This window comes from Pseudomonas saxonica (assembly GCF_007858365.1).
Classification (GTDB): Bacteria; Pseudomonadota; Gammaproteobacteria; order Pseudomonadales; family Pseudomonadaceae; genus Aquipseudomonas; species Aquipseudomonas saxonica.
In genome coordinates, this window is sequence record NZ_VFIO01000007.1 from 238,305 (window position 1) to 262,240 (window position 23,936).

Annotated in this window: 28 protein-coding genes; 26 read left to right on the top strand and 2 right to left on the bottom strand. The window is 58.0% G+C overall.

Annotation, left to right across the window (positions count from 1 at the left end; genetic code table 11):
- The first annotated feature begins 1 nt into the window (after position 1).
- The 19 genes from FJD38_RS17760 (at position 2) to FJD38_RS17850 (ending at position 15,739) form a co-directional block, all read left to right on the top strand.
- A complete protein-coding gene (locus tag FJD38_RS17760; protein ID WP_094987748.1) occupies positions 2-1,489 on the top strand; it encodes a terminase large subunit in 1,488 nt (495 codons plus the stop codon).
- Entirely contained in the window at positions 1,489-2,949 is a 1,461-nt protein-coding gene (locus tag FJD38_RS17765) for a DUF4055 domain-containing protein (RefSeq protein ID WP_146386625.1), read from the top strand. The genes FJD38_RS17760 and FJD38_RS17765 overlap by 1 nt, the downstream gene beginning before the upstream one ends.
- Positions 2,924-4,012 (top strand): minor capsid protein, encoded by a 1,089-nt coding sequence (locus FJD38_RS17770; RefSeq protein WP_146386627.1) that lies wholly within the window; start codon positions 2,924-2,926, stop codon positions 4,010-4,012. The genes FJD38_RS17765 and FJD38_RS17770 overlap by 26 nt, the downstream gene beginning before the upstream one ends.
- Positions 4,013-4,025: 13 nt before the next feature.
- Positions 4,026-4,379, top strand: a complete 354-nt coding sequence (locus FJD38_RS17775) for a Gp49 family protein (RefSeq protein ID WP_146386629.1) — start codon at positions 4,026-4,028, stop codon at positions 4,377-4,379.
- 87 nt (positions 4,380-4,466) lie between these two features.
- Positions 4,467-5,177 (top strand): hypothetical protein, encoded by a 711-nt coding sequence (locus FJD38_RS17780; protein ID WP_146386631.1) that lies wholly within the window; start codon positions 4,467-4,469, stop codon positions 5,175-5,177.
- Between the two features lie 11 nt (positions 5,178-5,188).
- Positions 5,189-6,157, top strand: coding sequence for a major capsid protein (locus FJD38_RS17785; RefSeq protein WP_146386633.1), 969 nt, complete (start codon positions 5,189-5,191; stop codon positions 6,155-6,157).
- Between the two features lie 49 nt (positions 6,158-6,206).
- The gene (locus tag FJD38_RS17790; RefSeq protein WP_146386634.1) at positions 6,207-6,782 is read left to right on the top strand and encodes a hypothetical protein; all 576 of its coding nucleotides are present in this window, start codon (positions 6,207-6,209) and stop codon (positions 6,780-6,782) included.
- Positions 6,783-6,840: 58 nt separating this feature from the next.
- On the top strand, positions 6,841-7,344 hold the full coding sequence (locus FJD38_RS17795) for a DnaT-like ssDNA-binding protein (RefSeq protein WP_146386637.1): 504 nt from the start codon (positions 6,841-6,843) through the stop codon (positions 7,342-7,344).
- Positions 7,345-7,361: 17 nt separating this feature from the next.
- Positions 7,362-7,733, top strand: a complete 372-nt coding sequence (locus FJD38_RS17800) for a hypothetical protein (protein WP_146386639.1) — start codon at positions 7,362-7,364, stop codon at positions 7,731-7,733.
- Entirely contained in the window at positions 7,730-8,326 is a 597-nt protein-coding gene (locus tag FJD38_RS17805; RefSeq protein WP_146386641.1) for a hypothetical protein, read from the top strand. Before FJD38_RS17800 ends, FJD38_RS17805 begins: the two co-directional genes overlap by 4 nt.
- On the top strand, positions 8,323-8,739 hold the full coding sequence (locus FJD38_RS17810) for a phage tail terminator-like protein (RefSeq protein WP_146386643.1): 417 nt from the start codon (positions 8,323-8,325) through the stop codon (positions 8,737-8,739). Before FJD38_RS17805 ends, FJD38_RS17810 begins: the two co-directional genes overlap by 4 nt.
- A gap of 69 nt (positions 8,740-8,808) precedes the next feature.
- Positions 8,809-9,456: a phage tail protein gene (locus tag FJD38_RS17815; RefSeq protein ID WP_146386645.1), complete on the top strand. Its 648-nt coding sequence runs from the start codon at positions 8,809-8,811 to the stop codon at positions 9,454-9,456.
- A 9-nt stretch (positions 9,457-9,465) separates the two neighbouring features.
- Complete coding sequence (locus FJD38_RS17820; RefSeq protein WP_146386647.1) at positions 9,466-9,855, top strand: phage tail assembly chaperone; 390 nt, start codon at positions 9,466-9,468, stop codon at positions 9,853-9,855.
- Between the two features lie 32 nt (positions 9,856-9,887).
- The gene (locus FJD38_RS17825) at positions 9,888-10,172 is read left to right on the top strand and encodes a DUF1799 domain-containing protein (protein WP_244302753.1); all 285 of its coding nucleotides are present in this window, start codon (positions 9,888-9,890) and stop codon (positions 10,170-10,172) included.
- Between the two features lie 4 nt (positions 10,173-10,176).
- Positions 10,177-13,638: a phage tail tape measure protein gene (locus FJD38_RS17830; protein WP_146386649.1), complete on the top strand. Its 3,462-nt coding sequence runs from the start codon at positions 10,177-10,179 to the stop codon at positions 13,636-13,638.
- Between the two features lie 3 nt (positions 13,639-13,641).
- Complete coding sequence (locus FJD38_RS17835) at positions 13,642-13,977, top strand: phage tail protein (protein WP_047280221.1); 336 nt, start codon at positions 13,642-13,644, stop codon at positions 13,975-13,977.
- Between the two features lie 12 nt (positions 13,978-13,989).
- Positions 13,990-14,742: a phage minor tail protein L gene (locus FJD38_RS17840; protein WP_048375952.1), complete on the top strand. Its 753-nt coding sequence runs from the start codon at positions 13,990-13,992 to the stop codon at positions 14,740-14,742.
- Between the two features lie 2 nt (positions 14,743-14,744).
- Entirely contained in the window at positions 14,745-15,509 is a 765-nt protein-coding gene (locus FJD38_RS17845) for a C40 family peptidase (RefSeq protein ID WP_146386651.1), read from the top strand.
- Between the two features lie 26 nt (positions 15,510-15,535).
- The gene (locus FJD38_RS17850) at positions 15,536-15,739 is read left to right on the top strand and encodes a hypothetical protein (protein ID WP_094988705.1); all 204 of its coding nucleotides are present in this window, start codon (positions 15,536-15,538) and stop codon (positions 15,737-15,739) included.
- Here FJD38_RS17850 and FJD38_RS17855 read toward each other — a convergent pair.
- Complete coding sequence (locus FJD38_RS17855) at positions 15,726-15,989, bottom strand: hypothetical protein (protein ID WP_094988706.1); 264 nt, start codon at positions 15,987-15,989, stop codon at positions 15,726-15,728. The genes FJD38_RS17850 and FJD38_RS17855 overlap by 14 nt on opposite strands.
- Before the next feature lie 122 nt (positions 15,990-16,111).
- Between FJD38_RS17855 and FJD38_RS17860 the strand changes: the two genes are divergently transcribed.
- Positions 16,112-16,378 carry a hypothetical protein gene (locus FJD38_RS17860; protein WP_146386653.1) on the top strand — a complete coding sequence of 89 codons (267 nt, stop codon included), beginning with the start codon at positions 16,112-16,114 and terminating at the stop codon, positions 16,376-16,378.
- Here the strand turns inward: FJD38_RS17860 and FJD38_RS17865 are convergent.
- A complete protein-coding gene (locus FJD38_RS17865; RefSeq protein WP_146386655.1) occupies positions 16,353-16,589 on the bottom strand; it encodes a hypothetical protein in 237 nt (78 codons plus the stop codon). The two genes, FJD38_RS17860 and FJD38_RS17865, sit on opposite strands and share 26 nt — an antisense overlap.
- A 265-nt stretch (positions 16,590-16,854) precedes the next feature.
- Here FJD38_RS17865 and FJD38_RS17870 point away from each other — a divergent pair, with 265 nt between their 5' ends.
- From FJD38_RS17870 to FJD38_RS17895, 6 genes are all read left to right on the top strand, one after another.
- The gene (locus FJD38_RS17870; protein ID WP_146386657.1) at positions 16,855-17,295 is read left to right on the top strand and encodes a Panacea domain-containing protein; all 441 of its coding nucleotides are present in this window, start codon (positions 16,855-16,857) and stop codon (positions 17,293-17,295) included.
- Between the two features lie 491 nt (positions 17,296-17,786).
- The gene (locus tag FJD38_RS17875) at positions 17,787-18,374 is read left to right on the top strand and encodes a hypothetical protein (protein WP_146386659.1); all 588 of its coding nucleotides are present in this window, start codon (positions 17,787-17,789) and stop codon (positions 18,372-18,374) included.
- A 14-nt stretch (positions 18,375-18,388) separates the two neighbouring features.
- A complete protein-coding gene (locus tag FJD38_RS17880) occupies positions 18,389-18,817 on the top strand; it encodes a hypothetical protein (RefSeq protein WP_146386661.1) in 429 nt (142 codons plus the stop codon).
- Positions 18,818-18,876: 59 nt separating this feature from the next.
- Positions 18,877-19,488 (top strand): tail assembly protein, encoded by a 612-nt coding sequence (locus tag FJD38_RS17885; RefSeq protein WP_146386693.1) that lies wholly within the window; start codon positions 18,877-18,879, stop codon positions 19,486-19,488.
- Positions 19,489-19,544: 56 nt separating this feature from the next.
- Positions 19,545-23,465 carry a TipJ family phage tail tip protein gene (locus FJD38_RS17890; protein ID WP_146386662.1) on the top strand — a complete coding sequence of 1,307 codons (3,921 nt, stop codon included), beginning with the start codon at positions 19,545-19,547 and terminating at the stop codon, positions 23,463-23,465.
- Positions 23,462-23,797: a hypothetical protein gene (locus FJD38_RS17895; RefSeq protein ID WP_146386664.1), complete on the top strand. Its 336-nt coding sequence runs from the start codon at positions 23,462-23,464 to the stop codon at positions 23,795-23,797. Before FJD38_RS17890 ends, FJD38_RS17895 begins: the two co-directional genes overlap by 4 nt.
- The last annotated feature ends 139 nt before the right edge of the window (positions 23,798-23,936 follow it).

Consider the following 23,936-nt stretch of genomic DNA (forward strand, 5'->3'; position numbering starts at 1 on the left):
TATGAAACCCGAGCACATGAAGCTGCTTCGGGATCGGTTCTGGCGACTGAATAATCTCTACTTCATCACCGACAAGCAGGGCAAAAAGGTTCGCTTCCGCATGACGCAGGAGCAGATCGACTACTTCCAGGGGATGCATACCAGGAACATCATCCTGAAGGCTCGTCAGCTTGGCTTCACGACGCTGGTGTGCATCGTCCAGCTGGATGCGGCGTTGTTCGAGGCTGCGAAGTGCGCCTTGATCGCTCACACCCTGAACGATGCCAAGCGCCTTTTCCGGGAAAAGGTGAAGTACGCCTACGACAACCTGCCGAAAGAGCTGCGTGCCGCCAACCCGTCGCGGAACGACGCTGCCGGCGAGCTGGTGTTCAGTAAGGGTGGTTCGCTTTACGTTTCCACCTCGTTCCGGGGCGGCACGCTGCGATACCTGCACGTGTCCGAGTTCGGGAAGATCTGCGCCAAGTTCCCGCACAAGGCGCGGGAGATCGTCACCGGTGCTTTCGAGGCTGTCGCTGCTGAGTGTTTCGTCACCATCGAGTCGACGGCAGAAGGTCGGGCCGGGTATTTCTTTGATTACAGTCAGTCAGCAGAGCGCCAGCAACTGGCTGGTGTGCCACTGGGCCTGCTCGACTGGAAGTTCTTTTTCTTCAGCTGGTGGAACAACAAGGCCTACAGCCTTGACTCGACCGACGTGGTACTGCCCCAGCGCCTGACCGACTACTTCAACGAACTGCGCGCCAAGCACGGGATCGTCACCAACGACGGCCAGCGTGCCTGGTATGCGGCCAAGGAGAAGACACTCGGCGACGACATGAAGCGGGAGTACCCCTCAATCCCCGTCGAAGCCTTCCAGCAGTCGGTCGAGGGCGCCTACTACGCGCAGCAGTTCACCAAGCTGTATGCCGCTCAGCGCATCGGCACTCTGCCCGATAACAGCCACCTGCCGGTGATGACCATTTGGGACATCGGTGTGAGCGACTCCACCGCCATCTGGTTCGTGCGACAGGTTGGCGAGCAATACCACGTCATCGATTACTACGAGAATTCAGGCGAAGGCCTGCGGCATTACATGAAGGTGCTCAAGGACAAGGGTTACACGTACTCCGAGCACTGGGGGCCACATGACATCGAGAACCGCGAGTTCGGCAGTGATGCGAAGACGCGCAAGGACATCGCCCGAGAGGGCTACGAGATCGATGGCCAGGTTTACCGGATGACGTTCCAGGTTGTCCCGAAGATCGGGGTGGACGACGGCATCGAGCAGGCCCGTGAAATTCTGTCCAAGTGCGCCTTCGACGAATCGAAGTGCGAAGAGGGTATTGCCTGCCTTGAGAACTATCGCAAGGAGTGGGACGACAAGAAGGGCTGCTGGAAAGACAAGCCGCTGCATGACTGGACGTCTCACGGCTCCGATGCATTCCGGTACTTCGCTGTCGCCAAGAGCGCCCGGAAGCCGGTCAAATCAATCAAAATGGGATTCGCACGCTAATGGCAGACGTCACATACACCCGCCCGGAGTACGACGCGGCACAGTCCCGTTGGCGGCTGGTGCGCGACGTGTGCAAGGGCTCCGAGACGGTAAAGGGGCGCGGCGATGTTTACTTGCCGAGGCCCAACAAACACGACACCAGCCCTGAGAACCTTGAGCGGTACAAGTCGTACAAGCAGCGGGCCGTGCTCTACAACGCTACCGGCCGCACGAAGCACAGTCTGGTGGGGGCGGTGTTTCGCACTTGGCCAACGCTGACCGTGCCTGGCGCGCTTGATTACGTGGCCACGGATATCGACGGGCAGGGCGTGAGCGTCTACCAGCAGTCTCAATCGGTCATCGGGCACCTGCTCGAAGTTGGCCGGCACGGCTTGCTGGTGGATTACGCCGCAGTGCAGGCGGGTACGGTGAGCAAGGCGGACGAACAGGCGGGTCGCGCTCGTGCGAGTGTTGCGAGCTACCCTGCTGAGTCGATCAGGAACTGGAAGACCCGTAAGGTCGGTGGCCAGCACCTGCTGAGTCTGGTGGTGCTGCAGGAATCCGTGGATGTCGATACCGATGATGGCTTCGGTAGCGAAAAGGTTACCCAATACCGAGTGCTACGCCTGGACGATGTCGGCGTTTATACCCAGGAGGTGTGGGAAGAGAGCTCAAGCCAAACGGCTATGATCATCCCCCCCTTCACTCCACTCAACGGTGCGGGCCAGCCCTGGCGGATCATCCCGTTTCACTTTCTCGGCAGCGAGAACAACGACACCAGCATCGACGACGCGCCGCTGTACGACATGGCGGTGCTGAACATCGGTCATTACTGCAACAGTGCGGACTACGAGGATTCGGTGTGGTTTTCCGGGCAGCCGCAGTTCTGGATTTCAGGGCTTGACGAGGCATGGCGCGACCACCTTGAGGCCAACGGCATCTATGTCGGCTCCAGGGCGCCGCTGACGCTTCCTGCCAATGGGTCGTGTGGGTTTGCCCAGCCAGAACCAAATACGCTGGTGAAGGAGGCCATGGACGCCAAGAAACAGGACATGGTGTCGCTCGGAGCCCGGCTGATCGAGCGCGGCAGCGCAGTGAAGACCGCTACCCAAGCCGACAACGACAGCGCCGCCGAACACAGCGTGCTTTCCCTGGTGGTCAGCAACGTAAGCGAGGCGTACAGCCAGTGCCTGGTCTGGATGGCCGAGTTCGTGAATGCCACCGGCGAGGTGGTCTACAAGCTCAACCAAGACTTCAGCCAGATCACTCTGGACGCAACGATCCTTTCGGCGCTGTTCAATGCCGTGCAGGGCGGCAAGCTGCCCGAGGGCGACTTCTGGCAGTACCTGCGCGATCGCGGCGTGATCAACCCGGAGAAAACGGACGACGAAATCCGGGATGAGCTAGAGGCACAAAGCACTGGGCCAGCCCTGGACGACACCGAGGTAATTCCGAATGACGGCAAACCAAGCAATCCTTGACGCCACCATCCGGCATGCCGTGTTCCTGGAGCAGCTGAAATCAGGGGAGGTTGCGAAGTTCGCCCCCTTCCTCAAGGAGATCGACCGCTCGATTCGTGAGCGGCTGACGCGGGCGGACCTGACGGACTACACCGTCGCCCGCCTGGAGCGGCTGCTGAGCGAGGTTGATAGCCTGCTGCTGGGTATCTTCGACCGGTACAGCGAGAAGCTGAACCTCGACTTGGTGGACATCGCCAATTACGAGGCCGAGTTTGAAGCAACCAGCCTGACTCGGGCGGCGCCGGTGGGCGTGTCGTTCGATGCTGCTGTGCCTGGTGCGGCGGCAATCAGGGCGGCGATCTTCACCAATACGCTCAGCGTGCGCGGTGCCGACGGCGGAAAGCTGCTCAAGTCGTTCATTGATGGCTTCACCGCTACCGAGCGGCAACGCCTCACAGGCGCGATCAGGCAGGGCTTCTTCGAAGGCCAAACCAACTTCCAGATCATCAAGAATATCCGGGGCACCAAGGCGCTCCAGTACAACGACGGCATCCTGGCTACGACGAACCGCAACGCCGGCGCCATCGTGCGAACGGCGGTGCAGCATGTCGCCACCCAGGCGCGCATGGAGACGCTGAAGGAGAACGCCGACGTCGTGCAGTCGGTGGAGTGGGTCAGCACCCTTGATTCAAAGACCACCAGTCAGTGTCGGACGCTGGATAAGCAACGATTCAAGCTGACTGAGGGGCCCAGGCCGCCGATCCACATCAACTGTCGCTCCACGGTGGTTGCGGTGACGCGCTTCAGCGCCTTGTTCGCCAAGGACGCCACGCGTGCATCCATCGGCGACGGCGGTGCCCAGCAGGTGAGGGCAGACCTCAGCTATTACGACTGGCTCCAGCAGCAGCCAGCAGCGTTTCAGGACAAGGCCATCGGTCCGGTCCGCGCCAAGCTGTTCCGCGAAGGCGGCCTGAGTATCGAACGATTCTCCGAGCTGCAGCTTGATCGCAACTTTTCACCTCTGACCCTTGTGCAGATGAAGGCTCTTGAGCCTCTGGCGTTCGAGCGGGCGGGCATCAAATAACCTGGAGATCCATATGAACGACAAAGCAATCGAGCAAGAGATTCAAGCCAAGGGCCTGACTGCGCCGCGCATCACTCCGGCAGACCTGCAAGCCAATATCAAGGGGTGCCACTACTTCACCGCTCAAGACGGCGTGCATGGCAGCGACCCCCATTTGGCGCAATACACCGACAAGTCGCTGGATCTGCTGACCTTCTGCGTCCTGGTGTTGCGCAACGGCTTCACCGTCACCGGCGAGAGCGCATGCGCCAGCCCTGAGAACTTCGACGCGGAGGTGGGCCGCAAGATCGCCCGCCAGAACGCCGAGCAGAAGGTATGGCCGCTGATGGGCTACGCGCTCAAACAGCAACTGCACGAAGCCAAGTAACCGAACACCGAATCACCAGGCCGGCCATGAGCCGGCTTTTTCATGTCTGCGGGCAGGGCCTGCAAATCGTCTCTGGGAGACAAGCAAATGGGTTTGAAATATCAGCTGGACACTCTTGACGGTCTCGATGACTCCGTTAAATCGCTCTACACCGAGAAGGAAGGAAAGTTTGTCCTCGGTATCGAAGGCCTGCCGCAACCAGAAGACGTATCTGGCCTGAAATCCAAGGTCCAAGAGTTGCTGGACGAGAAGAAGGCCGCCGACAAGGCGCGTAAGGATGCCGAAGACCAGGCCCGCCTGGAGCGTGAAGAAAACGCTCGCAAGTCCGGCAACGTCGAAGAGCTTGAAAAGTCCTGGTCGGAAAAATTCAACCGCCGCGAAGCTGAGCTGAACGGCTTACTGGAACAGGAGCGTGGAACGCTGAGCACTCAGATCCGGGATCTGACTGTCGGCCGTACCGCTACTGACATCGCGTCTGCCCTGGCAATTCCAGGCAGCGCCAAAGCCCTGTTGCCGCACATCGAGCGCCGTCTGAGCGTCGAGCAGCGCGACGGGAAGCCTGTTGTGGTCGTCCTCGACCAGCAGGGCAAGCTCTCGGCGGCAACGCTGGATGAGCTGAAAGCAGAATTCGCAAACGACACGGCCTTCGCGCCGTTGATCGCGGGTAGTAAGGCATCTGGCGGCGGGGCTGCTGGTGCTGGAGGTGGCGGCGGGGCCGCAAAAGGAAAAATCGGCGGCACCAAAGAGGAACGTACGGCCGCAATCGCGAGCCGGTTCCCGGATCTCCCACAATCGTAAGGAAATAACTCATGTCCCTGTCGCAAATGCAGGTTTTCAACGAATACATCATGCCGGCGACTCTCGAGACGCTGGATCAGTATCTCGCCGCTTTCAACGCCGCCAGTCGCGGTGCAATCGTGCTATCTCCGGACGGCTTCACTGGTGACTTCCTCCAAGAGTCGTTCTTCCAGACCTTGGCCGCTGCCCAGCGCCGCGTGGATCGCTACAGCGCGAACGCTACTGTCGCTGCAACCGATCTGACCGAGCTGAAGAACACTTCTGTGAAGGTAGCCGGCGGCTTCGGTCCGATCCGCTACGAGCCGTCGCAGATGACCTGGCTGGAGCGCCCAACCGCGCAAGGTATCGAAGTCGCCAGCCGCGCGTTCGCTGAAATCCTCCTGAAGGACCAGCTGAACACCGCGATCGCTGCCCTGGTTGCTGCAATCACCGCCCAGTCCACCGCGGTCAACGATGTGTCGGCTACCGCTGGCATCACCTACGCCGGCCTGAACAACGCCCACGCGAAGTTCGGCGACGCAAGCCAGAACCTGGTAACCCAGGTGATGCAGGGCACCAGCTACCACAAGTTGGTCGGCCAGAACCTGGCAAACCAGAACCAGCTGTTCCAGGCCGGTAACGTTCGCGTGATCGACATTCTGGGCAAGATCTCCGTTGTGACGGATGCCCCGGCGCTGATGCAGGCCGGCACCCCGAACAAAGAAATCATCCTGTCCTTGGTGCAAGGTGCTGCGCTGGTTCACGACGGCCGCGACATCATCAGCAACGTCCAGACCACCAACGGCAAGGAGCGTATCGAAACCACGCTCCAGACCGACTACACCTTCGGCCTGGGCCTGAAGGGCTACACCTGGGACACCACCACCGGCGGCAAGTCGCCAACCGACGCCGAACTGGCGACCGGTACCAACTGGGACAAGACCGCCACCAGCATCAAGCACACCGCCGGTGTGGCTCTGATCGGTGACGCCTCCAAGTAACCCTGAAAGCTGAGTCGGGCCTAGCGCCCGGCTTGGCGAGGACATGATCATGAGCAACAAGAACATCTGGTATCTGCCTGGTCCGTTCCATCAGTACCAGGAAGACGTGAAGGCACTCGCCAAAGCAAGCGGCCTGCGCATCGTCGACGCAAGCGTTACCGAAAGTCGTGAAGATGCCGCCGACGAAGTGCCTGACGTGACTGTCAAGGAGTTGCCGAAGGTGCTGCTGATAGATGGTGGCAGTTCCAGCATCGATATCGACGCCTTTCGCGCCGAGCTCGAATCTGTCGGCCTGATCGTTGAGTCATTCGCCGATCAAGCGCTGGTGCGCCCCGAAGGTGATCTTGGCCCGATCGCTGATCGCCTGTTTCAGGTATTCGAAGCGGTAAACGCCGGTGTGGAAAGCCTCATCCGCGAGCGTGACGGTGAAGTCGAGAAGGTGAACGCTCTGCAACTGCAGGTAGATGGTCTTCTCCAGCAGGTCGACAAAGCCGGCCAGATGGATGCCGAGGCGAAGGAAATCGCCGACCTGAAGGCCAAGCTCGATGAAGCGAAGGTGCCGTACCGTGCCAACGCCTCGAAAGAATCCTTGGAAAAGCTCGTCGCTGATCTGCCCAAGGGCTGATAATGCTGGCTGCCGGTGACCCGGTGGCCGATCTCAAACCATTCCAGCGAGTTAACGCATGACACTCATAATCGAGGACGGCACCGGCAAGCCTGACGCCGAAAGCTACGCGAGCGCCGATGACCTGGCCCTGTATGCCGTGAAGTTCGGCGCAGTGATCCCGGCGGGCGTCCCCGAGCAGGAGGCCCTGCTACGCCGGGCCGCCTTGGCGATGGATGGCAAGACCTGGAAAGGCCGCAAGATGAGCAGCGAGCAGGCGCTGGCCTGGCCGCGTCGGGGTGTTGAGCTGGACTGCCAGATCAAACCAGACAACTACCTGCCGGCGCGGATCCAGTACGGACAGATGGCCTTGGCCACCGAGATCCATCAGGACGACATTGACCCGGTGGAGAAGCGCAAGGGTGCTGTGACTCTGGAGCGTGTCGAAGGCGCGGTAACACGCGAGTACGCCACGATTTCCAACACCAGCGGTCGACTGTTGCCGGCGGCGCCGGATCGACCGAGCGCTACCCAGTTTGCCGACTACCTACAAAAGCGCGGGCTGTTCGCAATCCGCGCATAGCAGCAACGGAGACCACTATGGCCACCTTCTACGACGAAATGGCCGTGATGGCTCTGGAGATGATCACAGAGTTCGGCCAGCCCGTGACCATCAGCAAGACGGAGCCGGGTGAGTACGACCCAGAGACGGGCGGCGAAGCTCCGGGGGCAACTGTCGAACAGATCGCCCAGGGCATCCTGCTCGACTTCACCGGCCAAGAATTTCAAAACAACAGTCTCATCCGGCAGGGTGACAAGAAGCTCAAGATCGCCGCGCAGGGCTTGTCCTGGGTGCCGGGTTTGCTGGACAAGGTGGTCGTTCAGGGCCGCGCCTGGTCAATCGTGCCACCGCTGAAAGAGATCAACCCCGCTGGCACGCCGATCTTGTATGAGCTGCAGGTGCGGTCGTGAGCCGGGCAGGTGCCGGCCAGTCCGGTAGTTTCGCCCTGAGCCTGGCTGAGTTTGCCGCCCAGGCCACGGAAGCCATCGACGCTAGTCTGCGCGAGATCATCATTGAGGTCGGCAACAGCCTGATCCGCATGTCTCCCGTGGGTAACCCGGAGATCTGGACGCAGAACGCTGTGGCGACCCAGTACAACAAGGCCGTTTACGAGCACAACACGACGCTGCGTAGTGATCCAGCCAACCTGACGAAGGCGGGCAGGCTTCGACCAGGGCGCAAGGTGCACGACGGCATGGATATCGTCGCTCCTGAAGGCTACGTCGGTGGCCGGTTCCGCGGGAACTGGATGTTCAGCATCGGCGCCCCCGACAGCGCCACGACCGAAGATATCGACCCGAGCGGCGCCAAGTCGACGGCGCGTATTACCGCCGGCACTATCGAATTCAAAGCAGGCGATACCTGCTACATAACTAACAGTCTCGGATACGCGATCCCGCTGGAGTTTGGCCATTCGACCCAGGCACCCGGCGGCATGGTCCGGGTAACCGTGGCCCGCTTCCAGCAGATCGTGCTGGAGGCTATCAGGAACAATCAGGTATGAGTCACGCAATCATCGCCACGATTTATGAGGAAAAGCTGATCGCCTGGAACGCTGCCAGGTCGGAGAAGCTGAAGATTGTTTTCGAGAACAAGGCCTACACGCCGGCGGCGGGTGAGACCTACCTTCGCGCGTTCACGATCCCGGGTGATACCGCGAGCAACACGCTCGGTGGCGATCACCGGCTCTACACCGGCGTGTTTCAGGTAAGCATCATTGCCCCGGCGGGCACTGGGAAGTTTGAAACCAATCCACTCGTTTCTGCGCTGACAAACCTGTTTCCGCTCTATGCCAGAAATACGAAAGCTGAAGTCACTGTGATCACCATGTCGCCCGTTGATCCGGGCCCAGGTATCACGGGCGATTCCGTTTACACGGTACCTGTTTCGTTTTCATATCGCGCCGACACCAACTAATCCCGCCCATTGGGCAAACCCCGAACCCGCCTTGAGCGGGTTTTGTTATTTCTGAGAGAGGTAAAAACCATGGGCTACAAACTCCCCAACGGCGGCACGTTCCAGCACGCCGCCACTTATGCCGCTGCACTGGCGTTCACCTCGGTCAGTAACGCAACGGAGGCGGTGGCCACTGTGGTGGATGCGGATCTAGTGGTTGGCGACATTGTGCTGATTGAGTCGGGTTGGAGCACCCTGAATGGTCGAGTCGTTCGTGTCAAAGCGGCAACAGCAGTGTCGATCACCCTAGAGGATATTGACACCTCTGACACGCAAAGCTTCCCGGCGGGCTCCGGTGGCGGCACCCTCAAGAAGATCGAAACGTGGGTGCAGATTCCGCAAATCACCGACGTGGCGTTTTCCGGCGGCGAGCAGCAGTACACGGACGTGGTTTTTCTGGAAGATAAGCAAGGCCGCCAAGTGCCCACCGACAAATCGGCGGCCAGTATGGTGCTGACCATTGCCGACGATCCGGGCAAGCCGTTCGTGAAGGTGCTGGAAGCCGCGGATGCTGGGCGCAAAGTCGAAGCCGCTCGCCTGAACCTGCCGGGCAATGACACTATTTACTACGGTGCTTACACCTCGTTTTCCAAGCAGCCGACGGTTTCGCGCGGCAACGTGCTGACCCGCACCGTCAACTTGGCGCTTCAGGCCGAACCGACCCGTTATCTGGCGTAAGGAGGCTTAATGGCCAAGTTCAAAATTCAGCAAAATCCGACATTTAAGGTCGATGTTGAAATCCCTCGCGTGGGTGCCGAGCCTGACAAGGTTCCTTTTGAGTTCCAGTACCGGGATCGCAAATCTTTGGCAGCTTTGTTTCTGTCGTGGCAGGAAGCCTATAAAGCGGATGAAGAACGCTTCAAGGAGATGGGGGCTGAGCTGACCATCGTTGTGCTGACCGAGGCCAACATTGAGCGCCAAGTCAGCCAGGTCGAAGCACTGGTTGTTGGCTGGGGCTATGACACCAAGCTCAGCCAAGAGTCCATTCGCGAGCTGGTGGAAACCTCGGCCGGTGCCGGGGATGCAATCGTAAAGGCCTATCAGGGCGCTTTTGAAGCGGCCCGCCTGGGAAACTGATCGAGGTCGGTCGCGCTCTGTATCAGCCATCCGTGTCAACCGAGCAGCTCAGCCTGTTCGGCCTGACTTCGACGGACTACGACGACACTGTCGAGGTCTGGCCTGACAACTGGCAGGCATTCCGTCTCTTTGAAGCCATGTCTACGCAATGGCGGGTGGGGGCATGTGGCGCCACCGGCCTCGATTACACAGCGATCTACGACACCGCCAGCCTTTCGGGCCTTACCAAAAAACACGCGATTAAGCTCTTCCCTGACCTTCGGGTTTTGGAAGCCGAAGCCATGCTCGCCATGTCTGAGCAAATGAACAAAGGATGACGGCATGAGTGGTGAGATTGCGAGCCTTGGGATTGCCGTCCAGACCGGCGAAGTAACCAAGGCCAGTACAGAGCTTGAAAAGCTTGTTCAGGTAGGTGAAAAAGCCGAAAAGGCAGCAGAAGGCATCAGCGAGGGTTTCGGCAAGGCCTCGGCGGCGGCTTCTGGTTTGTCGGGGACTGAAGCCAAGCTGGCTGAAACCACGGAGGATGCCAAGGTTCGCCTGCTTGCAATGGCCAAGGCTTCTCTGGACTCAAGCGAGTATCTGAAGAGCCTGGCTTCAAGCGTAAACACCAATACCGCCGCCATGGATGCGGCCCGAGCCACCACCACCGACTTTGCTGCACTGAACCGGCGACTTAAGGCGGATGCTGATGCATTGGTCGGAACGGTAGACCAACAAACACAATCCACCCGCCAAGCAGCAGCGGCGACCGGAGCGCAGGCCGACGGTCTGGCCAAGCTTCTGGGGCAAATCAATCCTGCCGCTGCAGCGCTGGGGCGTCTTGATGAACAGCAGGCCAAACTCGAGCAATACCGCAAGGCCGGACTGATTGATGCAGAGACCTTCAAGGATTACTCGACGCGCATCGATTCGATGCGCAAGAGCCTTGGCGGGTTTGACGATGGGTTGTCGAAAACCGGCCTGAGTGCGAAGCAAACCGAGGCGGCACTGCGTCAATTACCAGCTCAGTTCACCGATATATTTACCAGCCTGGCAGGCGGGCAAAACCCGCTGATGGTGTTGATCCAACAGGGCGGGCAGATCAAGGACTCGTTTGGAGGCATTGATAACACCCTGACCGTGCTCAAGGAGAAGTTTCGGTCGCTGTTTTCAGGTGGCTCCGGCGCCGCTGATTTAGGGGCTTCTTTGGCCGGCATGGCAGTGAACTCACAAGATTTGGCTGAGAGTGCTGGCGAAGCTGGCGAGAGTCTTTCTGATCTGGCTGAAAGCTCGAACACAGCAGCGGAGGCCGCTGAGAACGCACAGAAAGCCGTAGGGGCGATCAGCCCAGCAATGAGTGGCGTGACGCTTGGTGCGGCAGGGATGGCGCTCGCCGTACTTGCCGCAGCGGCAGCGGTAGGCGTACTGATCTATGGCTATAGCCAGGGGAGCAAGGAGGCTGATGAGTACAACAAGGCACTGATCCTCACCGGTAACTATGCCGGAACCAGCGCCGGGCAATTGGCTGACTTGGCACTGCAGGTCAGCGCTACCAATGGCACGATCGGCGATGCGGCAGCCATACTGGCTAAGCTCGCAGGTAGTGGTGTGATTGCAAGTAGCAGCTTCAAGGAAATAGCTGATGCAGCCTCAGCAATGGAAGACGCTACTGGCAGGTCGGTAGATGCAACCATTGCCGAGTTCGTCAAAATCGCAAAGGACCCGGTGGCGGCAGCAAAAGAACTCAATGACCAATATCACTTCCTGACCGCCTCGGTTTACTCGCAAATTGTCGCGCTGAAGGAGCAGGGCGATACCACGGCAGCGACCGACCTTCTCACCAAAACCTACGCCGAAACGGTTCAAGATCGATCCAGGCAGATTACCGACAACCTCGGGACGATTGAGCTGGCATGGAAAGGGATCAAGGATGCGGCTGCCGGCGCGCTGGATGCGACGTTAAATATCGGTCGGGTGCTGACCATGGAGCAGCAGGCGCAGGTCATTCGGGATCGCCTCGCAACCAATCAGGGTCGACGCGGGCGAGCAGCAGCACTTGGGCTTGAAACCAGAGACACAGCCAAGGACCGGGCTGCTCTGGCTTACCTTGAGCTGCAGATCGACGCCGAGAAAGCCAAAAGTACCTATCTGGGTGAGCAGAGAAAGATTCAGGATGATTCTCTGAGTGCGATGATCAAAGTCGATGCGCTCACCAAGTCGTCCTGGACCAACGAGCAAAAAAGGACTGAGGCGCTAAAGGAGTATAGAAAGCAGCTTGAAGCTATTCGCAGGGCGAACCCTGACGATGCGCGCCTGAATCAGAGCGTTATCGACAAGAACATCGCGAATATCAATGCAAGGTTCAAAGACCCTAAAGGTAGTTCCACCGGTGCAGTTGATCTCACGGAATTCAACGCCTCCCAAAACGCAATCAAAGCCATTTTGGCCGAGTACGCGAACGCGCAGAAAGAGTTGGACGCACTGCAAAAGGCGGGCTTGGTTTCGCAGGAAGAGTACGGCTGGAAGCGCGCAGGTCTGATCGGCAACGAGAAGGATGAAATCACCAACGCGTATGAAGCGGAGATTGCAGCTCTTGAGTCAGCCAAGGCCAGAAAGACCACCTCGGCTGCGCAAGCGATCGAACTCGACAAAAAGATCGCCGATGCCCGCACTGACATGGTTAAAGCTCAGCAGGACGCGGACAGTAAGCTCAAAGTGTTGGCAACCGCAGAGAAAGGCAGACTTGATCAGCTAAGGATCGCTTCTGAGGCCTATGTCACCCAACTGGAGCGGCAGCGTTCCGCACTTGATAACTCTGGCACACGCGCCGCGGCAGCGCTGGGATTTGGGGGTCGTCAGGCAGGGTTGCAAAGTGACCTGGATGGCGTCACCGACAAGTTCAACGATGAGCGCGCAAAGCTACTAGATCGCCGCAAGACCGCTCCCGACAAATACAGCGAGGAAGACTACAAGCGGGACCTTGGAAGCCTTGAAGCCGCCGAGAATAAGTACCGAGACACGGTCGTCGGTAACTACGACAAGATTTCCGAAGCCCAGGGCAACTGGCGCAGCGGTGCCACTTCGGCGTTTGAGAACTACCTCGAATCGGCACGGGATATCTCCGGACAGACGAAAAGCCTGTTCAGCAACGCGTTCAGCTCGATGGAAGATGCGGTCGTTAACTTCGCCATGACCGGGAAGCTTTCGTTTGCGGACTTCACCAAGTCGATTTTGGCGGACATGGCGCGCATTGCATCACGGCAGGCAGCCTCAGGGATTCTAAGTTCTCTGGTAGGGGTTGGCGTCTCGGCGGCTGGCGCTTATTTCGGCGGTGGTACTGCATCCGCCGGATCTACTCAGGCCGGATACAGCCCTGAAATCATGGACGGTTGGTCAGGCATCCAGCAGGCCAAAGGCGGGGCTTGGCATGCGGGCGTACAGATGTTTGCTGATGGCGGCGCCTTCACTAACTCCATCGTTAGCAAACCGACCGCGTTCGGTATGGCCAACGGCAAAACCGGGGTCATGGGTGAAGCAGGGGAAGAGGCCATCATGCCGCTGACCCGCACCGCGAGTGGCAAGCTCGGTGTTATGGCGGTTGGTGGCGGCAGTGGAACTTCGATCAGCCTCAATATCCCCTTAATGGTGATGACCGACGAAGAGTCAGGCCGCCCGGATGGGGCTGAACTCGATACCGAAGCTTTCCAGCGCAACATGCAAGACCGGATGCGCGTCGTGGCCAAGGAAGAAATTGCCAAGTCGTGGCGCCAAGGCGGGGTCAGCAGCCGAAACGTAAAAGGATGATTTATGGCAATCGAAACATTCACCTGGCAAACCGAAAAGGGCGAAGGCGAGATCAAACAGCGCGTGCGCACCAAGCAATTCGGCGACGGCTACGCGCAGACGACTACGGACGGGATCAACAACAAATCCCAGTCCTGGCCGTTTATGCACACCGGCCCCAAGGACAGAATCAAGGCCATTATGGCGTTTCTGGATCGGCACCAAGGGGCGAAAGCCTTCCTCTGGACACCGCCACTGGGCGAGCTGGGTCTTTACAAGTGCAACGGTTACAAGCCTTCACCCCGTGGCGGGCTGACCTACTCCCTGTCGGCCACCTTCGAGCAAGTGTTTCACCCCTAAGGTAATCCTCACATGGCATTAATCACGGACATCCAGAAACTGGAACCCGGCGGCGAAATTCGCCTGTTCGAAATCGACGGGACTGAATACGGCGCGGATTACCTGCGCTTTCATGGGCATGCCATTCCACATACCCCGGATGAATTGCTGGCCTATCAAGGCTCTGACGAAGATCTGCCTGCCAAGTCGATTTTCTGGCAGGGCAACGAATACGCTGCGTGGCCCGTGAACATTGAAGGAATTGGCTCTGACAGCGACGGCACAGCCACTCGGCCTACGTTCATAGCAGGCAACATCAACGGCCGGGTGACGGCGCTGTGCTTGGCTTTTGAAGACCTGCTCAAGTTCAAACTCACCGTACGCGAGACACTGGCGCAGTACCTGGATGCCGAGAACTTCCCCGAAGGCAATCCCACGGCCGACCCGACGCAAGAAGCACTGGAAATCTGGTTTATCGACCAGAAAACCGGTGAAGACGGCGAACAGGTGCAATGGGAACTGTCCTCGCCTGGCGAAATCGACAACCACGGCTTGCCCGGGCGCCAAATGACGACTTTCTGCCATTGGGCAATGACCGGCGGCTATCGTGGCCCGAACTGTGGCTACACCGGCAGGCAGATGTTCGACGACGAGGACGTCCCGACCGATGATCCCAGCAAGGACATCTGCAAAGGCTGCCTGTCGTCCTGCAAGTTACGCTTCGGCGAAAACGAAGAGCTTCCCCACGGTGGATTCCCCGCTGTGTCCCTCATAGCCCGGAGCTGATCATGCGCAAACACATACTGAGCGCGATTGCTGCGCATGCGGCTGCCGAGTACCCCAAAGAAAGCTGCGGTCTGCTGCTGGCAGTTGGGCGCAAGCAGCAGTACTTCCCGTGCCTGAACATTGCCAGCGAGCCAAACGAAGAATTTCGCCTTGATCCTGAGGACTACGCGGCTGCGGAAGACTTGGGCGAAGTAATCGGCATTGTTCACTCCCACCCGGACGCTACCAGTCGCCCGTCTCCGCGCGATCTGGCCATGTGCGAGGCCACTGCCTTACCCTGGCACATTCTGTCGTGGCCGGAGGGCGACATGCGCACGATCACGCCAACGGGCAGCACGCCGCTGCTCAAGCGTCCGTTTGTTCATGGGGCCTGGGACTGCTGGCAGGTCTGTGCGGATTGGTACAAGCGTGAATGGGGGCTGGAGTTCGAGGCATTCCAGCGCGTAGATGGCTGGTGGGAGAGTGCGGAGAACACCAGTCTTTATGAGGCCAATTATGAGGCGTCGGGCTTTTTGCGGGTCGATCAGCCGCAGCGCGGAGATTTGATAATTATGGCGATTGGGCGAACGGCTTACCCGAATCATGCCGGGGTTTACTTGGCCACTGATCCGGCGCTACCGGGTGAAGAGTCAGGCGCATTTGGCCCTGGGCCATTTCTGCTGCACCACATGTACGGCAGGCCTTCCGAGATCATCGTCTACGGCGGCCCTTGGCATGACCGGACGCGCCTGATCCTCAGGCACAAAGACGCAAAACAACCAATATGACGCGGCAGGGCCGCAGGAGATATCTGATGATTAAGCCAGACCCGTTTTCCCCTGCCATCGGTTGGCGCAGAGACTTCGCCAATCCTGAGCGCGATCCTGTCGAAATTGATGTCCAGGATGGGCGCGCTGAATATCTGCTCAGCGGCCCATACCGAATGGCCGAAGGCGCCTCTATCCAAGTCGTCAACGGCAAAGTGCTCTACAGCAGCGGCGCCCCTATGCCGAAGTGAGCTTTCCAAGGAGCCTGGCTACGTCACCCTTGACCTTCACCGCCTGGCTGTTCTCAATTTGCAAGAGGCCCACTTCGCCGCCGGTAGCCTTGAGTGCGGCCGCCACGTCGGAGAATGCTAAGTCCGACTGAAAAGAGATGATTCCACGAGCTTCTTCGGTTCCTCCAGATGAAATTTCTGCTGCTTTTGCTACAACCTCAGCGCTGTCAGTGATGAGAATGTACGGGAATCGAGTTTGACCAGGGTGCATGTTTCGCTCCTTCAATAAACGCGCCGATATTGGCGCAACCCCAGTCCTTGGGCTTGCAGGCGAAGGACTGGGGGGATCCTTCTATTCATTTCTCGCTGCCCACCCGGCAGAAGGAGGGCTGTATGCAGCCAAACCAGCGTTACATGCTGACCATTCACGACCTATTCACCATTTCCGACGGCGCTCTCTGCGGTGTCGAAGCCGAGGTCGCCATTCTGGACGGTGGCGTCGAGATCGATCGCATGAAGTTCTCCGGCAAGTGCCAGAGCAAGGATGGTTACAGCCGCGCCTACATTGGAAAGCCTGGGCTTACTGCTTCGCTCGTCGCGGGGCCTGGTCGAATTCTGTTCGAGAAAGTTGAAGTCACGCCGGTGGCGTCAGTCCGCTGATGAAGTCATCTGAGCCAAGACGATGAGAGCCATACTTGACGACATATCCTTCGCTTAGGCGTGATGCCGCAGCCTCAGCTATGGCTTTACTTGCGTAAACATCAACCAAATGCCAAGAAGCAGGCTTTTCTCTCAGGACTGCCCAGCCCAATACCCAGCCTTTGTTGTCCGGATCTACCGGTAGGTTTTGCGCGATACTTCTAATTGACATGACCGCTCCTTGGTTTTGAGAAGACCAAAAGCTACTACTGAACGATTGGAGGGCGCCACTGGCATTCCATCCACGCTGGATGCCTGGCCAGGAAGCTTGGCGCCACTGGGGATTCGTACAGGCTGGAGGAATTCGAATTCCTAGCGAATATGGTATGACAAAGTCAATGAAAAATTGACGAAGTCTCTTGACTTGTGCAGACTCGCGCCTCATTTTTGATCTGGATCGATGCGAAGGAATTGCATCGGCAAAAAAGGAGGCGGTCGTGCCAACGAGCCACGATGTAGCTAAATACTTTCTTTCTGTCGAAGGTGATGAGGGAGAAATCTCGAATCTGAAACTTCAGAAATTGGTGTACTACGCGCAAGGTTTTAGCTTAGCCCTTCTTGATGAGCCACTTTTCGATGAGCCGATTGAGGCGTGGATGCATGGCCCAGTAGTTGCCAACCTTTATCATCGTTACAGCCATCATGGATCAAGTTCGATCCCTGCTCCGGCACAATTCGACGCAAATATATTCAGCAGAGAGCAGCGTCGACTGCTCGGTGATGTCTACGAGGTATATGGGCAATATTCGGCGTGGAAGCTGCGTCAATTGACTCATGAAGAGGACCCTTGGAAGGATAATTACGAAGAGGGTGTTTCGAGCAAGCAGATCCCGCCTGAGGAAATGCAGAAGTATTTCAGAGACAATTTGGTTAACTGAAAATGGGACGAATAAAGGGCAGGGCTGCTCAAAATCCAAAAATAAAGACGCGAGATGCCGTGCCTGAGGTGGATGACTCAGACCTAAAGCCTCCCGTTTTTTCGTTTGAGTATCTTCAGACTGGCTGGTGTATACACGACTGCCAGCAGGAAGAGCGTTCGAAGATGCTTGATCGCCTGCGACGAATTAGCCAGATTTCTTGGCGAGATATTCGGCAGCAGGATCGTCATGCGTACGGTACAGAAACCATTGATCGCGGAATTTTGAAGGTTGGCATTCCGTCTTTTTTGACGGCTGATGTTAGGCTTTTAGCGTTTCGGGCATACGACCTAGTTGCAATGGTTGGTTACCGAAAAGGCCGAATATTCCATGTCGTATGGATCGATAGAGAATTCAAGTTGTATGCTCATTAAATCTAGCCCAGCCACGTGCTGGGCTTTTTGCGTACGCCCCTCAGTGCTACAGTCCCGCCAAACCAAAGAGGGAACGACATGAAATTGATTGTGGGAGCTGTTGCGTTAATGGCCTTGGCTGGGTGCCTGGATCAGGGGAAGGTGCCGGAAGGGCTTGTTCAGGCAACGAAGGAAGCCAAGGAGCTGAGCATTGCCAATAACTCCCCCGACCTAACGGTGAAGTCGTGGTGGGCAGCCAAAGACGCTGCCATGCGCCTTGATAGCCAAATCTGCTTCGAATATGTGCGCTTTCAGGCTCCCGCAAGCGAGAAGCTGTACAAACTTGCTACCTCAGATATCCCGATCGACAGACCGTGCGATGGCGGTGTATTTATTTTTGATCGGGTAATCACTAGGGTCGAAATCCAGTCAGACACCAGGGCGGTAGTCAAAGCGACTATCAAAAATGCGACACCTCCAGAGGCTGGCGCCGTCCTGGATGACAGCGACATCAAAGCGAAGGCCGAGGGAGAACCATACCTGTACACACTCGAGCGGAAGGATGCCGACAGTGGGTGGGCTATATCGCGAATCGATAGATTTCCCTCGTATGCCAGGGACTGGGAAAAGGCTTATGACAAGCCGCAGCCATCTTCCAATCGGTTTGTCTATGAGCAGTACCAATGACGAGGCTGAGCGACATGAAATTATTCGTAGGGGCGCTGGCCTTGATTGCGTTGGCCGGATGCTCGACATCTCAAGTGTCGGCGGACAAGGCCAAGCCTGTGCCGGCTGATAGGGTTTTGGCATTCTCGAAAAAGCCATCTGGACCGCACGGGACGGTTATCGTCACGCGAGATACAGGATTTGTAGGTGGTGCGTGCTACGTAGGAGTATTAGTCGATGGTAAGTTTTCAGCGCGCATCGATACTGGAGAGGTGGTTCGCTTGTACGTCCCATCCGGAGAGCACCTAATTGGGCTGTCTGGTGATGAGCGCAGCGGAGGAACGTGCGGCTGGGGTAGTTTGAGAAAGGAGCAGTCAACAATTGTTCAGGACGGAAGCGTTAAAAAATTCAGGATAGGCGGTGACACCCAAGTCGGCCTTGATATCAGGCCGACATCCATGTGACCGCTAGATCAGGCATGCAGACCACCTTCGGGTGGTTTTTTATTATCTGGAGAAAAGTAATGGCCGCACTCGTTATCGAATATCAGCCCATGACTACGATTTTGTTGTATGGGCAGCTCCGCCAGTTTGGGCGATCTTTCAGGCTTTCCGTCAGGTCGCCCGCCGAGGCAATTAAAGCTCTTTGCGTCCAGATTCCTGGTTTTGAGCGATTCATCTCAAATGCAAAATCGAGAGGCATCGAGTTCGCTATATTTCGCGGAAGCAAGAATCTCGAAGAAAAAGAGCTTAGCTACGGCGGAACTGGAGATATTCGTATTGCTCCGGTTATCTGCGGGAGTAAGCGTGGTGGCGTGCTTCAAACAGTCGTGGGTGTTGTTTTGCTAGCGGTAGGGGCGGTATTGACTTATGCCTCTGGCGGTACTGCCACACCGTTTACTTCTGGAATGATGATGATGGGTGCTTCTCTTGCGCTTGGCGGCGTAATCCAAATGCTCAGCCCCCAAGCCGGCGGCTTGAAGACCAGCGCAGCGCCTGAGAACACCCCCGGCTATGCCTTCGGCAGCGCCAAAAACACCACAGCCTCCGGCAATCCGGTCTCACTGTGCTACGGCCGTCGGCGCTGGGGTGGGGCAATCATCAGTGCTGCGATCTATGCCGAAGACCAGATGTAGACACTACCGAACGCCACGCCGCCCATGAGGCGGTTTTTTATTGCCTGGAGAAAAGCATGGGCGCAGCACAGTTAATCGATATCCACGGCGCCAAGGGCGGATCAGACAAGCCGAAGACCCCAACCGAAGCCCCGGACAGCCTGCGCTCTATTGCCTTGGCGAAAATGCTGATTGCTGTGGGCGAGGGCGAATTTGACGGAACGCCTACGGCCAAAAACATCTTTCTCGACAATACCCCGCTGCAGGACGAGCAAGGCAATCTCAACTTCCCGAATGTTAAGTGGGAGTGGCGTACTGGCTCCGTTGAGCAATCCTACATCCCCGGCATTCCCTCGGTAGAGAATGAGACCACCTTGGGCATTGAGCTGCGCAGCGGTACACCGTGGGTGAGGGCGATCAGCAATACCCAGCTTTCTGCTGTGCGTCTGCGCTTTGCCTGGCCAATGCTGCAATCGATTGATGCCAGTGGAAACATCAACGGTTACCGGATCGAATTTAAGATCGAAGTGGCCACCGATGGCGGTGCTTACAAAGAGGTGCTGAATGAAGCGGTAGATGGGAAGACCACCAGCGTTTACGAGCGCACGCGGCGCATCGACTTGCCCAAAGCTGTGAGCGGCTGGTTGCTGCGGATCACGCGCCTCACCGCCAACCAGAACAACAACAAAATCGCCGACACCATGCAGATCGCGGGCTTCACCGAGGTTATCGACGCGAAGCTGCGCTATCCGAACACCGCGCTGCTCTACATTGAGTTTTCGGCTGAGCAGTTCCGCAACATCCCGGCGGTCACGATTGAATGTGATGCACGCAAGATGTCGGTACCAATCAATTATGATCCGCGAGCCCGGACCTATACCGGAATTTGGGACGGCACGTTCAAACAGGCATGGACCGATAACCCGGTCTGGATGACTTACGACATCACCGTCAACGACCGCTTCGGCCTTGGCCGGCGCATCAAGCCATGGCAGGTCGATAAGTGGGAGCTGTACCGCATTGCTCAGTATTGCGACCAACTGGTACCAGACGGCAAAGGCGGGACGGAGCCGCGTTTTATCTGCAACTTGAACCTGCAAGGCAAGGTGGATGCCTGGACGTTGCTGCGGGATATTTCTGCGATTTACCGAGGCATGACCTACTGGGCGCAGGGCCAGGTGTTTTCGCTGTCGGATATGCCGCGTTCCACTGACTTTGACTTCGCCTACACCCGCGCCAACGTGATCGATGGCAAGTTCACCTATGCCAGCGCCTCGGAGCGCACCCGTTACAGCCGGGCACTGATCAGCTACGACAACCCGGCTAACAATTACGACACTGACGTCACGGCGGTAACCGACAGCAAGTTACAGCGCCGCTACGGCGACAATCCGCTGGAGATCAGCGCCATTGGTTGCACTCGCGAGTCTGAGGCTCAGCGTCGTGGAAAGTGGGCGCTGCTGACCAATGCCAAAGACCGCGCCGTTACGTTCAGGACCGGCTTGGCCGGGCGCATTCCGCTGCCGGGTTATGTCATCCCGATTGCAGACGAGTTGATTGCCGGGCGGCCGGTTGGCGGGCTTGTGTCTGCTGTAGCAGGCAAGGTCATCACGCTGGATCGCGACACTTCGGCCAAGCCAGGCGACCGTCTGATTCTCAACCTTCCCGACGGCAAGTGTGAGGGCCGAACCATTCAACTGGTCAGCGGCCGCAAACTCACGGTGACCACGGCTTACTCCGTTGCGCCTGAATCCGAGCTGGTCTGGTGCCTGGATGCCGATGATTTGGCGGTACCGCTTTACCGGGTTACCAGCGTGTCGCGGCCGGAGCCTGGCGTATTTGAAATCTCGGCCGTGCAGTACGACCCGAGCAAGTTCGCGCATATCGACACCGGGGCCCGACTGGAAGAGCGTCCGATCAGCGTAATCCCAATCACTGTGGTTCCGGCGCCGGCCAGCGTGGCACTGACGTCGAGTTCGTCGGTTGCCCAAGGCTTGGCCGTGACCACCATGACCATTGCGTGGGCGTCGGTACCCGGCGCAGTCGCCTATGACGTGGAGTGGCGCAAGGACAATGGCAACTGGATCAAGGTGCAGCGCACTGGCTCATCCAGTGTTGAGGTATCTGGTATTTACGCTGGCGCTTATTTGGCTCGGGTACGCGCGGTCAGTGCCTTCGATATTTCCTCGATCTGGAAGTCGTCGCAGCTTACCCATTTGAAGGGCAAGGAAGGGTTACCACCTGCCGTCAAGCACCTGACCACCGAAAGCCTCGTCTACGGCATCGGGATCAACTGGGGCTTTCCACCGGGTGCCGAAGACACCCAGCGCACCGAACTCTGGCAGAGCACGGCCAACAGCTTGGCCGGTGCTACCAAACTGGGCGACTTCGCCTACCCGCAGGCGCGGCATGAGCTGCAAAACATCGTTCCCGGAACCAGCCTGTTTTTTTGGGCGCGGTTAGTGGATCGCACCGGCAATGTCGGGCCGTGGTTTCCTGAAAAGCTCGGGGTCAATGGCCAGCCAAGTTCGGAACAAACTGCCTACGAGAAGTACTTTGTCGGCAAGATTCAAGAATCAGCCTTTGGTCAGGCCTTGCTCAGCAAGATTGAGAAAATCGCCCTGATTGACGGCAATGGGCCGGGGTCAGTCAATGACCGGCTCAATGCGGCCAAAAAGGAGTTGGAAGGCCTGATTGGCGAAATCACTGACGCGCTGGAGTACGACAACAAGAAAGCCTACGTTGTACGCGACATCGTGCGCTTGGGCAATCGGCTGTTCCAGGCCATTGCCGCCACCACCGGCCATGCGCCGCCCAACGCCACTTATTGGGTCGACATGGGCACCTTGGCCGAAACGACCAATGCCCTGGTGCTGCAAGTGCAAAAGAACTCGGCCAGCATCATCGAGCAGGACGGCAAGATCACCGCGCAGGGCAAACAGATCAGCGCTATCGACGCTAAAGTCACCGACCCGAAAACAGGGCTGGTGGCCACGGCCAACGGGTTGAGCTCATTGACCAGCACCGTCGAAACCCTCGACGGCAAAGTCAAAGCCACATCGGAGAAAGTCGACGGAGTGTATGCGCTGGTCAAAACCGACTCGGCACGCGACACCAGCGGCAGCGCGGGTGACGCCACGTCATCGGCCGGTGCCTGGTCGATCATGTCAGCCGTGGCTGAGCGTGACTTTGCGCAGTCAGTGCGCACCGACACTGTCGAAGCCAAGGTTGCGGACAATGCTGCGAAGATCATTGATGTTTCGACGGCCGCCGCTGATGCCACCTCAGCAGTAGCATCCCGCGTCTCTCAGCTCAGCGCCAAGGTCGACACCAACGCAGCCACCTTCAAGTCGGAAACCACGGCGCTCGCAGATGCAGACAGGGCGCTGAGCAGCCGCATCGAGACAGCCCAAGCCCAAACGCAGAACAACGCAGCCGCCATTCAGGCAGAAGTTACGGCCCGGACGAATGCAGATAGCGCGATGGGACGTCGAGTGGACACGGTGCAAGCCTCAGTCGGTGATGTTACGGCGTCGGTGCAGCAAGTCAGCCAAGCCGTTGCGGACGTGAACGGCAAGGTGACTGCACAGACCACTATCAAGGCCCAGACCACGGCAGGCGGTCGCACTGTGATGGCTGGCTTGTCGGTAGCGGCAGGGGACACCTCTGAGATTCTGGCCTTCGCTCAACGCTTCGCCATCATCGACGAAGTCACCGGCCAGTTGCGTGCACCGTTTGTGGTCTCGGGCGGTCAGGTGTTTATCAACTACGCCATGATCGATACGGCGTTTATTCAGAACCTGGTGCTGGGTATGACGCTGCGTTCCAGTGCGGTCAACGCCAAGGGCCAGCCGTTGCTGGAAATCAACATTCCGGCGGGATTGTTGACCTTGCGCAGCGCAGGGGCCGGTGGCTCTTCAACCTTGAACAACGATGGGTTGGTCGTGACCGATGAAGGCGGTGTGGTGCGTACTCAAGTCGGGAAGCTAACGCTATGAGCTATGGATTAAGGACGTGGAACGCTAAGGGCGTGCTGGAGCTGGACACAGATACGTTCACCTATCAGGTGATTCACAATCAGGTGTACCAGTTGACGCTGCGGGCGGTGATCACAGTGCCCATCGCCGGGTTCACCCCGGCCAATTGCGTGGCAACGATCCTGCCCATTACACCGCCCAATACTTCATACAACAGCTGTTACGACGCCATGCCCTACATGAGCGTTGCTAACGGTCAGGTCGTGGTCATGTCGCAGAACCCGATGGAGCCCGACGCGAATAACGGTTCGACGATCCAGTTCAGATTGCTGGTGATGAGGTTCAAAAATTGAGCTACGGACTGCGGGTCGTCAACAGTAATTCGTATGTGCAGATCGACTCTGACACGCCCAGGCTTTGCAGCCTCTACAACGGTACCTACTCGGCAGGAAGCCGGGTAGCCATCGTGACCTTCCCGGCAGCAATAACCTC